The sequence below is a fragment of the Phenylobacterium sp. VNQ135 genome (genome assembly GCF_049445735.1).
Lineage (GTDB): Bacteria > Pseudomonadota > Alphaproteobacteria > Caulobacterales > Caulobacteraceae > Phenylobacterium.
The window spans coordinates 291,366-303,728 of sequence record NZ_JBMSDS010000003.1 but is presented as its reverse complement, the minus strand read 5'-3'; the positions used below and the strand labels follow the sequence as shown (position 1 = coordinate 303,728).

The following is a 12,363-nucleotide window of genomic DNA, read 5'->3' as shown; positions in this document are numbered from 1 at the left end:
GTAAGACCCTCCTACCAGCTCGACTTGACGAGGCCGGGGATCAGACCGTGGGAGCCGAGCTCCCGCAGCGAGATCCGGCTCATCTTCAGCTTGCGGTAATAGGCGCGCGGACGGCCCGTCACCTCGCAGCGGTTGCGGATGCGGACAGCCGCCGAGTTGCGCGGCAGCTCAGCAAGCTTCAGCCGGGCTTCGAAACGTTCTTCGATCGGGAGGCTCTCGTTGTTCGCAACGTCCTTCAGCGCTTGGCGCTTGGCGGCGTGTTGCTTGACGAGCTTCTTGACCCGTTCGTTGCGGTTGACGGCGCTTTTCTTGGCCATGTGATTACCCCTGCCCCGCTTGAACGAACGGGAACTGGAATTCCCGGAGAAGCTCGCGAGCCTCGTCGTCGGTCTTCGCGGTCGTGGTGACGATGATGTCCATGCCCCAGATCTGGTCGATCTGGTCGTAATTGATCTCCGGGAACACGATGTGCTCCTTCAGACCCATGGCGTAGTTGCCGCGGCCGTCGAAGGACGTGGGCTTCAGACCCCGGAAGTCCTTCACGCGCGGCAGCGCGATGGTGATCAGCCGGTCAAGGAACTCGTACATCTGGTCCTTGCGCAGCGTGACCTTGCAGCCCACCGTCATGCCTTCGCGCAGCTTGAAGCCGGCGATCGAGGTCCGCGCCTTGGTCGGCACGGGCTTCTGACCGGCGATCTTCGCCAAGTCGGTCATGGCGGACTGGATCTTCTTGGAGTCGGCGACAGCTTCGCCCACGCCCATGTTGATCACGATCTTTTCCAGCTTCGGGATCTGCATCTCGTTGCTGTAGCCGAAGCGGTCCTTGAGCGCCTTGCGGATGCGCTCGCGGTACTCGGTCTTCAGCCGCGGTTCGTAAGCTTGATCAGCCATTGATCACCTCGCCGGTCGTCTTGGCGATCCGGACCTTCTTGTCGCCGTCCACGCGGAAGCCGACGCGGGTCGGCTTGCCCTTGGAGTCGACCAGAGCCACGTTCGACAGGTGGATCGGCGCTTCCTTGTTCTTGATCCCGCCCTGGGGATCCGTCTGCGAGGGGCGCGTATGGCGCTGGACGATGTTGATGCCCTCGACCAGGACGCGTTGCTCCTGCGGGAACACCTTGGTGACCGCGCCCTGGCGGCCCTTGTCCTTGCCGGCGAGGACGACGACGCGGTCGCCCTTCTTGATCTTCGCAGCCATTACAGCACCTCAGGCGCGAGCGAGATGATCTTCATGTGGTTCTTCGCGCGCAGTTCACGGGGAACCGGGCCAAAGATCCGCGTGCCGATCGGCTCGGATTGCTTGTTGACGATCACGGCCGCGTTCTTGTCGAAGCGGATCACCGAGCCGTCCTTGCGCTTGATGCCCTGGCTGGTGCGCACGACGATCGCCTGCAGCACGTCGCCCTTCTTCACGCGGCCGCGCGGAATGGCTTCCTTCACGGAGACGACGATCTTGTCGCCCACGCCGGCGTAGCGACGCTTCGCGCCGCCGAGCACCTTGATGCACATGACCCGGCGGGCGCCGGAATTGTCGGCGACGTCCAGGTTAGTTTGCATCTGGATCATTGGTCTCGATCCTTACGCTTGGGCCGCGCCGCCCTTAGGCAGCACTTCCCAGGTTTTGAGCTTCGACTTGGGCGCGCATTCGATGATGCGGGCGACCTCGCCGACCTTGTACGTGTTGGCCTCGTCGTGGGCGTGGTACTTCTTCGACCGGCGGACGGTCTTCTTCAGCACCGGGTGCAGGAAGGTCCGTTCGACCTTCACCACGACCGTCTTGTCGCCCTTGTCCGAGACGACGACGCCTTCGAGAATTCGTTTCGGCATATCCGTCAGTCTCCTCAGGCCTGGGCCTGCTTGCCGCGCAGAACGGTCTGGATCCGCGCAATGTCCTTGCGCAGCTCGTTCACGCGATGGGTCTTCTCGAGCTGACCCGTGGCCTTCTGGAAGCGCAGGTTGAACTGCTCCTTCTTCAGGGACACGAGCTGCTCGTTCAGCTGGTCGGCCGTCAGGCCGCGAACTTCGTCGATCTTCATCACGCGTGCTCCACGGCGGCGTCGATGCGGGTGACGATGCGCGTCTTGACCGGAAGCTTGGCCGCGCCGAGGCGCAGGGCTTCGCGGGCGACGTCATCCGGCACGCCGTCGATTTCGAACATGATGCGGCCAGGGTGGACGCGGGCGGCCCAGTAATCGACGGCCCCCTTGCCCGAACCCATCCGGACTTCCGCCGGCTTGCCGGTCACCGGCACGTCGGGGAACACCCGGATCCACACCCGACCCTGACGCTTCATCTGGCGGGTGATCGCGCGGCGGGCCGCCTCGATCTGCCGCGCGGTGACGCGCTCGGGTTCCAGCGACTTCAGGCCGTAGGAGCCGAAGTTCAGCGTGAACCCGCCCTTGGCCGTGCCGTGGATGCGGCCCTTGAACTGCTTACGATACTTGGTCTTCTTCGGAGACAGCATGGTTCAGGTCCTTAGGCGTTCGCCGATTCACGGCGATCGCGACGGGGGCCACGATCCGGACGGTCGCCACGCTCACGTCCGCCGCCCTCGCCGGCCGGGCCGCTTTCGCCGGCCAGGCGCTTGTCGAGAGCCATCGGGTCGTGCTCGAGCACTTCGCCCTTGAACACCCACACCTTCACGCCGATCACGCCGTAGGTGGTCTTGGCCTCGGTGAAGCCGTAGTCCACGTCGGCGCGCAGGGTGTGCAGCGGCACACGACCTTCGCGGTACCACTCCATGCGGGCGATTTCGGCGCCGCCGAGGCGGCCCGAGACGTTGATCCGGACGCCCTTGGCGCCCAGGCGCATCGCCGACTGCATCGAACGCTTCATGGCGCGGCGGAAGGCCACGCGGCGCTCGAGCTGCTGGGCGATGTTCTCGGCGACCAGCTGGGCGTCGGTCTCGGGCTTGCGGATCTCGACGATGTTCAGGTGAACCTCGCCGTCCGTCATCGCCGCGATGTCCTTGCGCAGCTTGTCGATGTCCGCGCCCTTCTTGCCGATGATCACGCCGGGGCGCGCGGCATAGATGGTGATGCGGCACTTCTTGTGCGGACGTTCGATGATGATCCGCGACACGCCGGCCTGGTACAGGCGCTTCTTCAGCGCGCGACGGACCTTGATGTCTTCGTGCAGCAGGCGGCCGTACTCGGGGCCGTCGGCGAACCAGCGGCTGTCCCAGGTGCGGTTGATGCCGAGGCGCAGCCCGACGGGATTGATCTTCTGACCCATTAGGCGGCCTCACCTTGCTCGCGGACCACGATGGTGATCTCGCTGAACGGCTTCTCGATGCGCGAGGCGCGACCGCGCGCACGGGCGTGGAAGCGCTTCATGATCAGGTTCTTGCCCACGAAGGCCTCGGCGACGACCAGGTTGTCGATGTCGAGGTTGTGGTTGTTCTCGGCGTTCGAGATGGCCGAGTAGAGCGCCTTGCGCACATCGTTGGCGATGCGCTTGGGGCTGAACTCCAGCTCGTTGAGGGCGCGCTGCACCTTGAGGCCGCGGATCGACTGGGCCACCAGGTTCAGCTTGCGCGGGCTGGTGCGGAGGGTCCGCACCTTGGCCATCGCCTCGGCGCCGGTCAGCCGGCGGGCTTTAGCTTGCTTGGCCATCTTACTTCCTCTTGGCCTTCTTGTCGGCGGCGTGGCCGGGGAAGAAGCGCGTCGGCGCGAACTCGCCGAACTTCATGCCGACCATGTCTTCCGACACCAGCACCGGGACGTGCTTCTGGCCGTTGTGCACGCCGAACGTCAGGCCCACGAACTGGGGCATGATGGTCGAGCGGCGCGACCAGGTCTTGATCACGTCCTTGCGGCCCGAGGACTGCGCGGCCTCGGCCTTCTTGAGCAGGTACCCGTCGACGAACGGGCCTTTCCAGACGGAGCGGGTCATCGGTTAGCGAGCCTTCCGAGCGTGGCGCGAGCGGATGATGAACTTGTCCGTCGCCTTGTTCTTGCGGGTCTTCCGGCCCTTCGTGGGTTGGCCCCACGGGGTGACCGGGTGACGGCCGCCCGAGGTGCGGCCTTCACCGCCGCCGTGCGGGTGGTCGATCGGGTTCATGGCGACGCCGCGGACGTGCGGACGACGGCCCTTGTGACGCGAGCGGCCGGCCTTGCCGAGGCTCTCGTTCATGTGGTCCGGGTTCGACACGGCGCCGACGGTGGCCATGCAGCTGTCCTGCACCATGCGCAGCTCGCCCGAGTTCAGGCGGATCTGGGCGTAGCCGGCGTCACGGCCGACCAGCTGGGCGTAGGCGCCGGCCGAACGGGCGATCTGCCCGCCCTTCATCGGCTTCAGCTCGACGTTGTGGATGATCGTGCCGATCGGCATGCCGCGCAGCGGCATGGCGTTACCCGGCTTCACGTCCGCCTTTTCCGAGGCCACGACCTGGTCGCCGGCCTTCAGGCGTTGCGGGGCCAGGATGTAGGCCAGCTCGCCGTCTTCGTACTTCACCAGGGCGATGAAGGCCGAACGGTTCGGGTCGTACTCCAGGCGCTCGACCGTGGCGGGCACGTCGAACTTGCGGCGCTTGAAGTCGATCACGCGGTACAGGCGCTTCGCGCCGCCGCCGCGGAAGCGGACGGCGATGCGGCCGTTGCCGCCGCGGCCGCCCGACTTCGTCAGGCCTTCCACGAGCGTCTTTTCCGGCCGGCCCTTGTGGAGCTCGGACTTGTCCACCAGCACCAGCTGGCGGCGACCCGGCGAGGTCGGATTGAATTGCTTCAGAGCCATCGGATCAGAGCCCCGTGGTGATGTCGATCGACTGGCCTTCGGCCAGGGTCACGATCGCTTTCTTGACGTCGGAACGACGGCCGACGATGCCGCGGAAGCGCTTGGTCTTGCCCTTCACGTTGAGGGTGTTGACCTTGGTCACGTTGACCTTGAACAGCGCCTCGACCGCAGCGGCGATCTCGTCCTTGGACGCATCCCCGGCGACCCGGAAGACGACCTTGTTCTGCTCGGAGAGCAGCGTGGCCTTTTCCGTGATGATCGGCGACAGGATGGTGTCGTAGTGGCGGGCGGTGGGCTCGACGGCCATCACGCGGCCTCCTCAGGCTGGAAACGCGCCTGGATCGCTTCGACCGCCTCCTTGGTCAGGACCAAGGTGCGGCGACGCAGCACGTCGTAGACGTTCAGGCCGGCATTCGGCAGCACGTCCACGTTCGGGATGTTCCGGGCGGCGAGCTTCAGGTTGTTGTCGACCTGGGCGCCGGCGATCACCAGCGCATTGGTCACGCCGATCTTGCCCAGCTGCTCGCGCAGCGCGGCGGTCTTGGCTTCCGGCAGCACAGCCGAGTCCAGGACGATCAGCGCACCATCCTTGGCCTTCGAGGACAGCGCATGGCGCAGGGCCAGGGCGCGGACCTTCTTGGGCAGGTCGAAGGCGTGGCTGCGGACCACGGGACCGTGGGCCTTGGCGCCGCCGACGAACTGAGCCGCACGGCGCGAACCGTGACGGGCGCCGCCGGTGCCCTTCTGCTTGTACATCTTCTTCGAGGTGCGGGAGACCTCGTTGCGGACCTGAATCTTGTGGGTCCCGGCGCGGCGCTTGGCGAGCTGCCAGGTGACGACGCGCTGCAGGATGTCGCCGCGGATCTCTTCGATGCCGAAGATGTCGTCGGCCAGCTCGATCGAGCCGCCCTTCCCGCCGTCCAGCTTGATGACGTCGAGTTTCATTACGCTTGATCCCCAGCTTCAGTCGCCTCGGCGGCCGGCGCTTCGGTCGTGGCGTCCTGGGCCGGCGCTTCCTCGGCGGCGGCTTCGACCGGGGTCGGAGCGCCAGCGCCGCGGAACGCGCCCGGCTTCGGCGCTTCGGCCGGCAGCGGGCTCTTCACCGCGTCGCGGATCTTCACGAACGAGCCTTCCGAGCCCGGGACGGAGCCCTTGACCAGGATGAGGCCGCGCTCGGCGTCCACGCGCCAGACGGTGAGGTTGAGGGTGGTGACGGTTTCCTGGCCGTAGTGGCCGGCCATCTTCTTGCCCGGGAAGGTGCGGCCCGGATCCTGGCGGTTACCGGTCGAACCGTGCGAACGGTGCGACACGGACACGCCGTGGGTGGCCCGCAGGCCGCCGAAGTTCCAGCGCTTCATCGCGCCGGCGAAGCCCTTACCGACGGTGACGCCGGTGATGTCGATCTTCTGGCCCGGCACGAAGTGGTCGGCGGTGATCTCCGCGCCCACGTCGATGAGGTTGTCTTCCGACACCCGGAACTCGGCCACCTTGGCCTTCGGCTCCACCTGGCCCTTCGCGAAGTGACCGCGCAGACCCTTGGAGGTGTTCTTGGGCTTCTTGGAACCCGCGCCGAGCTGCAGGGCGACATAGCCGTCCTTGTCAGCGGTGCGGTGGGCGACGACCTGGCAGCCTTCGAGGCTGAGGACCGTCACGGGCACATGGACGCCCGCTTCGTCGAAGAAGCGCGCCATGCCCAGCTTCTTGGCGATCACGCCGGTACGCATCGGACCGATCCCCTTAGAGCTTGATCTCGACGTCCACGCCGGCGGACAGGTCGAGCTTCATCAGCGCGTCCACGGTCTGCGGGGTGGGGTCGACGATGTCGAGCACGCGCTTGTGCGTGCGGATTTCGAACTGCTCGCGCGACTTCTTGTCGATGTGCGGCGAGCGGTTGACGGTGAATTTCTCAATGCGCGTCGGCAGCGGAATCGGGCCGCGCACGGTGGCGCCGGTCCGCTTCGCGGTGTTCACGATCTCGCGGGTGGAATGATCCAGCACGCGGTGATCGAAGGCTTTGAGCCGAATGCGGATGTTCTGACGATCCATATCGCTCTTATCATTCCCTACAGACGGCGGCCCGCCCGCGTGATCTCGACCATTTCAAAGACCAGCCCGAACCCTCGAATGAGAGCCCGTACGCGAAAGTCCGCACAAACGACTTAGGCCCACGCGGAAGCGAGGGCCCCATCCCGAAACGCTAGCTTTTAAGCACTGTCCCAGGTTCGTTCCGCGAACCGCGTCTGCGCTTCAAATCCCTTCGAAGCACACAGCCGGTCCAACAGGAGGCGCGTAAATACCTACGCGACTCGTCCCCGTCAAGGGCCGCCGACGGGGTCGGCGCGCCCTTTCGGGTGCGACCGACTAGCCGATGGTGACGGCGCCCGAGCCCATGATGGACTTCGACACCTCGCCCTTCACTTCGCGGGCGCGGATGTCGCCCGAGCCGGCGATACGCGCCTTCAGGCTGCCGGTCGTACCGCGGAAGTCGATGTCGCCCGAGCCGGCGATCGAGGCCTTCATCGTCGTGGCGCGGCCGCCCGCGACGCTCACGTCGCCCGAGCCGGCGATGTTGACGTCCAGCGGGCCCTGCACCGACTTGGCGGTGACGTCCCCCGAGCCTGCGATGTCCACGTCCAGGCCGCCGCGGATGTCGGCCGTCGCGATGGCGCCCGAGCCCGCGACACGGATCGAGGCCGAGCCTGCGGAGCCCGTGCGGGTGTCGCCCGAGCCGGCCTGGCGGATCTTCATCTCGCCTTCCACATTGGCGACGGTCCAGTCGCCGCAGCCCGCGTTGGTGAGCGTCAGGCTGGCCGAGCGGCCGACCGCGCCGAACACCGCCCCGCCCGCCTCGACGCGGGCGTCGCGCGGCGTGCGGATCACCACCTGCGGGATGTCGCGCCAGCCGATGTCGCCGACGCCGCGGACGTCGACGCTGCGGTTCTCGCCCGAGCCGCGGCAGTTGCGGATCCGGCGATCGAGGTCGCCGTCGACGATCACCCGGTCGCCCATCGAGCGCACCTGCAGCGGCAGCCGGGCGTTCGGCTGGATGATCTCGACCTTGATGTCGCCGCGGTTCTCCGGGATCACCGTCACCCGGGCCACCGCGTCCTTCACCTCGACCGACGCGGCGTTCGCCGCCCCGGCCAGCGAGATCGCGGCCGCAGCCGTCGTCAGAGCAATCGAAAAGCGCATCGCCGTCTCCCGTAACCTTGTGACAGGACGCTAGTCCGGCGGCGCGCCGCGATCAGCTTAAATCGAGGTCATGACGCGCTTGTAAGAGAAAAGGCCGCCGGGTTTCCCCGACGGCCTTTCGTGGTCTCTACGCTGTGAGCGCGTGGCTTACTTGATGATCTTGGCCACGACGCCGGCGCCGACAGTCCGGCCGCCTTCGCGGATGGCGAAGCGCAGGCCCTGGTCCATGGCGATCGGCGTGATCAGCTCGACGTTCAGCTCGGCGTTGTCGCCGGGCATGATCATCTCCACGCCTTCCTTCAGCTTGATGATCCCCGTCACGTCCGTCGTGCGGAAGTAGAACTGCGGACGGTAGTTCGTGAAGAACGGGGTGTGACGGCCGCCTTCTTCCTTCGTCAGGATGTAGGCCTCGGCCACGAACTCGGTGTGCGGCGTGATCGAGCCCGGCTTGCACAGCACCTGGCCGCGCTCGACGTCCTCACGCTTGGTGCCGCGCAGCAGCACGCCCACGTTGTCGCCCGCCTGGCCTTGGTCCAGCAGCTTGCGGAACATCTCGACGCCCGTGCAGGTCGTCTTCTGCACGTCGCGGATGCCGACGATCTCGACTTCGTCGCCGACCTTCACGATGCCCTTCTCGATCCGGCCCGTCACCACCGTGCCGCGGCCCGAGATCGAGAACACGTCTTCCACCGGCATCAGGAACGGCTGGTCGATCGGACGCTCCGGCTGCGGGATGTAGGCGTCGACCGCCGCCATCAGCTCCAGGATCGCGTTCTCGCCGATCTCCGGATCACGGCCTTCCACCGCCGCCAGGGCCGAGCCCTTCACCACCGGGATGTCGTCGCCCGGGAACTGATACGAGCTCAGCAGCTCGCGCACTTCCATCTCGACCAGGTCCAGCAGCTCGGCGTCGTCGACCATGTCGACCTTGTTCATGAACACCACCAGCGCCGGCACGCCCACCTGACGGGCCAGCAGGATGTGCTCGCGCGTCTGCGGCATCGGGCCGTCGGCCGCCGAAACCACCAGGATCGCGCCGTCCATCTGCGCCGCGCCCGTGATCATGTTCTTCACGTAGTCGGCGTGGCCGGGGCAGTCGACGTGGGCGTAGTGACGGTTGCTCGTCTCGTACTCCACGTGCGCCGTGTTGATCGTGATCCCGCGCGCCTTCTCTTCCGGCGCCGCGTCGATGTCGGCGTAGTTCTTCGCCGTCGCACCACCCGACTTCGCCAGCGTGATCGTGATCGCCGCCGTCAGCGTCGTCTTGCCGTGGTCGACGTGACCAATCGTGCCGATGTTGCAGTGCGGCTTGTTACGTTCGAACTTCTCTTTGGCCATTTCAAGCTCCAGCCCTGTCCGGGCTTGTCCTCTCAGCTAGGGTTGGAAATCAGGCGTACTTCTTGATGACTTCTTCGGCGACGACTTGCGGCACCGTGTCGTAGTGGCTGAACTGCATGGTGAACTGGGCGCGGCCTTGCGACATGCCGCGCAGGTTGTTCACGTAGCCGAACATGTTCGCCAGCGGCACGTAGGCGTTGATCACCGTGGCGTTGCCGCGCATGTCCTGGCCCTGGATCTGACCCCGGCGCCCGTTCAGGTCGCCGATGACCGAGCCCAGGTATTCCTCGGGCGTCACCACTTCCACCGACATGATCGGCTCGAGCAGCTTCGGAGCCGCCTTCTCGCGCAGTTCCTTGAAGGCCGCGCGCGAGGCGATTTCGAACGCCAGGACCGACGAGTCGACGTCGTGGAAGGCGCCGTCGACCAGGGTCGCCTTGAAGTCGATCAGCGGGAAGCCGGCCAGCAGGCCGTTTTCCTTCGCCGACTCCAGGCCCTTCTGGACGCCGGGCACGTATTCCTTCGGCACCGCGCCGCCGACGATCGCGCTCTCGAAGATGAAGCCCGAACCCGGCTCGCCCGGCTCGAACACCAGCTTCACGCGGGCGAACTGGCCCGTGCCGCCGGTCTGCTTCTTGTGCGTGTAGTCGATCTCGGCCCGGCGCGAGATGCTCTCGCGGTAGGCCACCTGCGGCGCGCCGATGTTGGCCTCGACCTTATAGGTGCGCTTCAGGATGTCGATCTTGATGTCGAGGTGCAGCTCGCCCATGCCCTTCAGGATCGTCTGGCCCGACTCGTGGTCGGTCGAGACGGTGAAGGACGGGTCCTCGGCGGCCAGTTTCGCCAGGGCGACGCCCAGCTTCTCCTGGTCGGCCTTCGACTTGGGCTCGACGGCGATCTCGATCACCGGCGCCGGGAACTCCATGCGCTCCAGGATCACCGGCGACTTGTTCGGGTCGCACAGGGTGTCGCCCGTGCGGGTTTCCTTCAGGCCGGCCAGGGCGACGATGTCGCCGGCGTAGGCTTCCTTGATGTCCTCGCGGTTGTTCGAGTGCATCAGCAGCATGCGGCCGACGCGCTCCTTCTTGTCGCGCGTGGAGTTCATCAGGCCCATGCCGGTCTCGAGCTTGCCCGAGTAGATGCGGCAGAAGGTCAGCGAGCCCACGAAGGGGTCGTCCATGATCTTGAACGCCAGGACCGACAGCGGCTCGTCGTCCGAGGCGCGACGCTCCACTTCTTCTTCCGTGCGGAAGTCGATGCCCTTGGTCGGCGGGATGTCCACCGGCGACGGCAGGTAGTCCACGACGGCGTCCAGCAGCGGCTGCACGCCCTTGTTCTTGAACGCCGAGCCGCAGAGGATCGGGTAGAAGGCGCCGGTCAGCACAGCCTTACGGATGCACTTCTTGATCACCTCTTCCGAGGGTTCCTCGCCCGAGAGGTAGGCCTCCATGGCCTCGTCGTCCATCTCGACGGCGCTCTCGATCATGTAGTTGCGGGCTTCCTCGGCCTTCGCCTTGAGGTCGGCCGGGATCTCCTGGTCCTCGTACTTCGCGCCGAGGCCGTCGTTGTCCCAGACCACCGCCTTCATGCGGACGAGGTCGACGATGCCCTTCAGGGCCGATTCCGAACCAATCGGCAGCTGGATCGGAACGGCCTTCGCGCCCAGGCGGTCGCGGATGCTCTCCACCGACTTGTCGAAGTCGGCGCCCAGCTTGTCCATCTTGTTGACGAAGACGATCCGCGGAACCTTGTACTTGTCGGCCTGGCGCCAGACGGTCTCGGTCTGCGGTTCGACGCCGGCGTTGCCGTCCAGCACGGTCACGGCGCCGTCGAGGACGCGCAGGGAACGCTCCACCTCGATGGTGAAGTCCACGTGGCCGGGGGTGTCGATGATGTTCAGGCGCTTGCCGTTCCAGAAAGCGGTCGTCGCGGCCGACGTGATCGTGATGCCGCGCTCCTGCTCCTGTTCCATCCAGTCCATGGTGGCCGCGCCGTCATGGACTTCGCCGATCTTATGGCTCTTGCCGGTGTAGTAGAGGATCCGCTCGGTCGTGGTGGTCTTGCCCGCGTCGATGTGGGCCATGATCCCGAAGTTGCGGTAATCTTCGATCTTGTGGGTGCGGGGCATAGCGGAAGCTCTGCAAAAAGGTATTTCGGGGGAGGCTGAACGAACGGCGCGGGCGGTTTATCTCAAACCGCCCGCGCCGGAAAGCTCACTATGACGGGCGCTTACCAGCGGTAGTGCGAGAAGGCCCGGTTGGCTTCGGCCATCTTGTGGGTGTCTTCACGCTTCTTCACCGCGGAGCCGCGGTTCGAAGAGGCGTCCAGCAGCTCGCCGGCCAGCTTTTCCGTCATGGTGTTCTCGCCACGCGAACGGGCGGCGTTCACCAGCCAGCGGATGGCCAGGGCGCGACGGCGCTCCGGACGGACTTCGACCGGCACCTGGTAGGTGGCGCCGCCGACCCGACGCGAACGGACTTCGATGGCCGGGGCCACGTTGTCCAGGGCGGCGTGGAAGGTTTCCAGCGGGCCCTGGTCCTTGCGGCGGGCCTCCAGGATGTCGAAGGCGCCGTAGACGATGTTCTCGGCCACGGCCTTCTTACCTTCGTACATCACGTAGTTCATGAACTTGGTGACGACGAGGTCCCCGAACTTCGGATCCGGGAGGACTTCACGTTTGTCTGCGCGACGGCGACGGGACATCTCTTAAATCCTTACTTCGGACGCTTGGCGCCGTAGAGCGAACGGCGCTGCTTGCGGTCCTTGACCCCTTGGGTGTCGAGCACGCCGCGCAGGATGTGGTAGCGCACGCCCGGAAGGTCCTTCACGCGGCCGCCACGGATCAGGACCACCGAGTGTTCCTGCAGGTTGTGGCCTTCGCCGGGGATGTAGCACACCGCTTCGATGCCGGTGGTCAGGCGCACCTTGGCGACCTTACGCAGAGCCGAGTTCGGCTTCTTCGGGGTCGTGGTGTACACCCGGGTGCAGACGCCGCGGCGCTGCGGGCAGCCCTTCAGGGCGGGGACCTTGTTCCGCGCGGGCTTCGACTGGCGAGGCTTGCGGATGAGCTGGTTGACTGTCGGCATCTAATCTCGCTTG

Annotated in this window: 20 protein-coding genes; all 20 read right to left on the bottom strand. The window is 66.1% G+C overall.

Translation table 11 applies throughout. The annotated features are described in order from the left end of the window. Window positions 1-11 precede the first annotated feature (11 nt). Complete coding sequence (gene rpsN / locus ACO2Q0_RS12630; protein WP_423351863.1) at window positions 12-317, bottom strand: 30S ribosomal protein S14; 306 nt, start codon at window positions 315-317, stop codon at window positions 12-14. Between the two features lie 4 nt (window positions 318-321). After that, window positions 322-891 carry a 50S ribosomal protein L5 gene (gene rplE, locus ACO2Q0_RS12625; protein WP_423351862.1) on the bottom strand — a complete coding sequence of 190 codons (570 nt, stop codon included), beginning with the start codon at window positions 889-891 and terminating at the stop codon, window positions 322-324. Next, window positions 884-1,198, bottom strand: coding sequence for a 50S ribosomal protein L24 (rplX, locus tag ACO2Q0_RS12620; protein WP_257837998.1), 315 nt, complete (start codon window positions 1,196-1,198; stop codon window positions 884-886). The genes rplE and rplX overlap by 8 nt, the downstream gene beginning before the upstream one ends. Next, window positions 1,198-1,566, bottom strand: a complete 369-nt coding sequence (rplN, locus tag ACO2Q0_RS12615; protein WP_012521798.1) for a 50S ribosomal protein L14 — start codon at window positions 1,564-1,566, stop codon at window positions 1,198-1,200. Before rplN ends, rplX begins: the two co-directional genes overlap by 1 nt. Before the next feature lie 12 nt (window positions 1,567-1,578). Continuing rightward, window positions 1,579-1,827, bottom strand: a complete 249-nt coding sequence (gene rpsQ, locus ACO2Q0_RS12610; protein WP_012521797.1) for a 30S ribosomal protein S17 — start codon at window positions 1,825-1,827, stop codon at window positions 1,579-1,581. A 14-nt stretch (window positions 1,828-1,841) separates the two neighbouring features. Further along, a complete protein-coding gene (gene rpmC / locus ACO2Q0_RS12605) occupies window positions 1,842-2,036 on the bottom strand; it encodes a 50S ribosomal protein L29 (protein ID WP_423351861.1) in 195 nt (64 codons plus the stop codon). Further along, window positions 2,036-2,464 carry a 50S ribosomal protein L16 gene (rplP, locus tag ACO2Q0_RS12600; RefSeq protein WP_423351860.1) on the bottom strand — a complete coding sequence of 143 codons (429 nt, stop codon included), beginning with the start codon at window positions 2,462-2,464 and terminating at the stop codon, window positions 2,036-2,038. The genes rpmC and rplP overlap by 1 nt, the downstream gene beginning before the upstream one ends. Window positions 2,465-2,475: 11 nt before the next feature. Further along, a complete protein-coding gene (gene rpsC, locus ACO2Q0_RS12595) occupies window positions 2,476-3,234 on the bottom strand; it encodes a 30S ribosomal protein S3 (RefSeq protein WP_309091950.1) in 759 nt (252 codons plus the stop codon). Continuing rightward, window positions 3,234-3,614 (bottom strand): 50S ribosomal protein L22, encoded by a 381-nt coding sequence (rplV, locus tag ACO2Q0_RS12590; protein ID WP_257837994.1) that lies wholly within the window; start codon window positions 3,612-3,614, stop codon window positions 3,234-3,236. Before rplV ends, rpsC begins: the two co-directional genes overlap by 1 nt. A gap of 1 nt (window position 3,615) precedes the next feature. Further along, window positions 3,616-3,894, bottom strand: a complete 279-nt coding sequence (gene rpsS / locus ACO2Q0_RS12585; protein WP_257837993.1) for a 30S ribosomal protein S19 — start codon at window positions 3,892-3,894, stop codon at window positions 3,616-3,618. 3 nt (window positions 3,895-3,897) lie between these two features. Next, window positions 3,898-4,734: a 50S ribosomal protein L2 gene (gene rplB / locus ACO2Q0_RS12580; RefSeq protein WP_423351859.1), complete on the bottom strand. Its 837-nt coding sequence runs from the start codon at window positions 4,732-4,734 to the stop codon at window positions 3,898-3,900. A gap of 4 nt (window positions 4,735-4,738) precedes the next feature. Beyond that, on the bottom strand, window positions 4,739-5,041 hold the full coding sequence (locus tag ACO2Q0_RS12575; RefSeq protein ID WP_423351858.1) for a 50S ribosomal protein L23: 303 nt from the start codon (window positions 5,039-5,041) through the stop codon (window positions 4,739-4,741). Next, window positions 5,041-5,679, bottom strand: a complete 639-nt coding sequence (rplD, locus tag ACO2Q0_RS12570; protein WP_423351857.1) for a 50S ribosomal protein L4 — start codon at window positions 5,677-5,679, stop codon at window positions 5,041-5,043. The genes ACO2Q0_RS12575 and rplD overlap by 1 nt, the downstream gene beginning before the upstream one ends. Further along, on the bottom strand, window positions 5,679-6,458 hold the full coding sequence (gene rplC, locus ACO2Q0_RS12565) for a 50S ribosomal protein L3 (protein ID WP_423351856.1): 780 nt from the start codon (window positions 6,456-6,458) through the stop codon (window positions 5,679-5,681). Before rplC ends, rplD begins: the two co-directional genes overlap by 1 nt. Window positions 6,459-6,471: 13 nt before the next feature. Then, on the bottom strand, window positions 6,472-6,780 hold the full coding sequence (gene rpsJ / locus ACO2Q0_RS12560) for a 30S ribosomal protein S10 (protein ID WP_012521787.1): 309 nt from the start codon (window positions 6,778-6,780) through the stop codon (window positions 6,472-6,474). Window positions 6,781-7,095: 315 nt separating this feature from the next. Continuing rightward, window positions 7,096-7,926: a GIN domain-containing protein gene (locus tag ACO2Q0_RS12555; RefSeq protein ID WP_423351855.1), complete on the bottom strand. Its 831-nt coding sequence runs from the start codon at window positions 7,924-7,926 to the stop codon at window positions 7,096-7,098. A 147-nt stretch (window positions 7,927-8,073) separates the two neighbouring features. After that, the gene (gene tuf / locus ACO2Q0_RS12550; RefSeq protein ID WP_423351834.1) at window positions 8,074-9,264 is read right to left on the bottom strand and encodes an elongation factor Tu; all 1,191 of its coding nucleotides are present in this window, start codon (window positions 9,262-9,264) and stop codon (window positions 8,074-8,076) included. Between the two features lie 49 nt (window positions 9,265-9,313). Next, window positions 9,314-11,392, bottom strand: a complete 2,079-nt coding sequence (fusA, locus tag ACO2Q0_RS12545) for an elongation factor G (protein ID WP_423351854.1) — start codon at window positions 11,390-11,392, stop codon at window positions 9,314-9,316. A gap of 101 nt (window positions 11,393-11,493) precedes the next feature. Continuing rightward, window positions 11,494-11,967 (bottom strand): 30S ribosomal protein S7, encoded by a 474-nt coding sequence (gene rpsG, locus ACO2Q0_RS12540; RefSeq protein ID WP_257837986.1) that lies wholly within the window; start codon window positions 11,965-11,967, stop codon window positions 11,494-11,496. 11 nt (window positions 11,968-11,978) lie between these two features. Beyond that, complete coding sequence (rpsL, locus tag ACO2Q0_RS12535; RefSeq protein WP_257837985.1) at window positions 11,979-12,350, bottom strand: 30S ribosomal protein S12; 372 nt, start codon at window positions 12,348-12,350, stop codon at window positions 11,979-11,981. Window positions 12,351-12,363: the final 13 nt, after the last annotated feature.

What these genes read in the sequence shown, in the direction of transcription:
- rpsN (WP_423351863.1), bottom strand. Translation starts at nt 317, where the DNA reads ATGGCCAAGAAAAGCGCCGTCAACCGCAACGAACGGGTCAAGAAGCTC.
- rplE (WP_423351862.1), bottom strand. Translation starts at nt 891, where the DNA reads ATGGCTGATCAAGCTTACGAACCGCGGCTGAAGACCGAGTACCGCGAG.
- rplX (WP_257837998.1), bottom strand. Translation starts at nt 1,198, where the DNA reads ATGGCTGCGAAGATCAAGAAGGGCGACCGCGTCGTCGTCCTCGCCGGC.
- rplN (WP_012521798.1), bottom strand. Translation starts at nt 1,566, where the DNA reads ATGATCCAGATGCAAACTAACCTGGACGTCGCCGACAATTCCGGCGCC.
- rpsQ (WP_012521797.1), bottom strand. Translation starts at nt 1,827, where the DNA reads ATGCCGAAACGAATTCTCGAAGGCGTCGTCGTCTCGGACAAGGGCGAC.
- rpmC (WP_423351861.1), bottom strand. Translation starts at nt 2,036, where the DNA reads ATGAAGATCGACGAAGTTCGCGGCCTGACGGCCGACCAGCTGAACGAG.
- rplP (WP_423351860.1), bottom strand. Translation starts at nt 2,464, where the DNA reads ATGCTGTCTCCGAAGAAGACCAAGTATCGTAAGCAGTTCAAGGGCCGC.
- rpsC (WP_309091950.1), bottom strand. Translation starts at nt 3,234, where the DNA reads ATGGGTCAGAAGATCAATCCCGTCGGGCTGCGCCTCGGCATCAACCGC.
- rplV (WP_257837994.1), bottom strand. Translation starts at nt 3,614, where the DNA reads ATGGCCAAGCAAGCTAAAGCCCGCCGGCTGACCGGCGCCGAGGCGATG.
- rpsS (WP_257837993.1), bottom strand. Translation starts at nt 3,894, where the DNA reads ATGACCCGCTCCGTCTGGAAAGGCCCGTTCGTCGACGGGTACCTGCTC.
- rplB (WP_423351859.1), bottom strand. Translation starts at nt 4,734, where the DNA reads ATGGCTCTGAAGCAATTCAATCCGACCTCGCCGGGTCGCCGCCAGCTG.
- ACO2Q0_RS12575 (WP_423351858.1), bottom strand. Translation starts at nt 5,041, where the DNA reads ATGGCCGTCGAGCCCACCGCCCGCCACTACGACACCATCCTGTCGCCG.
- rplD (WP_423351857.1), bottom strand. Translation starts at nt 5,679, where the DNA reads ATGAAACTCGACGTCATCAAGCTGGACGGCGGGAAGGGCGGCTCGATC.
- rplC (WP_423351856.1), bottom strand. Translation starts at nt 6,458, where the DNA reads ATGCGTACCGGCGTGATCGCCAAGAAGCTGGGCATGGCGCGCTTCTTC.
- rpsJ (WP_012521787.1), bottom strand. Translation starts at nt 6,780, where the DNA reads ATGGATCGTCAGAACATCCGCATTCGGCTCAAAGCCTTCGATCACCGC.
- ACO2Q0_RS12555 (WP_423351855.1), bottom strand. Translation starts at nt 7,926, where the DNA reads ATGCGCTTTTCGATTGCTCTGACGACGGCTGCGGCCGCGATCTCGCTG.
- tuf (WP_423351834.1), bottom strand. Translation starts at nt 9,264, where the DNA reads ATGGCCAAAGAGAAGTTCGAACGTAACAAGCCGCACTGCAACATCGGC.
- fusA (WP_423351854.1), bottom strand. Translation starts at nt 11,392, where the DNA reads ATGCCCCGCACCCACAAGATCGAAGATTACCGCAACTTCGGGATCATG.
- rpsG (WP_257837986.1), bottom strand. Translation starts at nt 11,967, where the DNA reads ATGTCCCGTCGCCGTCGCGCAGACAAACGTGAAGTCCTCCCGGATCCG.
- rpsL (WP_257837985.1), bottom strand. Translation starts at nt 12,350, where the DNA reads ATGCCGACAGTCAACCAGCTCATCCGCAAGCCTCGCCAGTCGAAGCCC.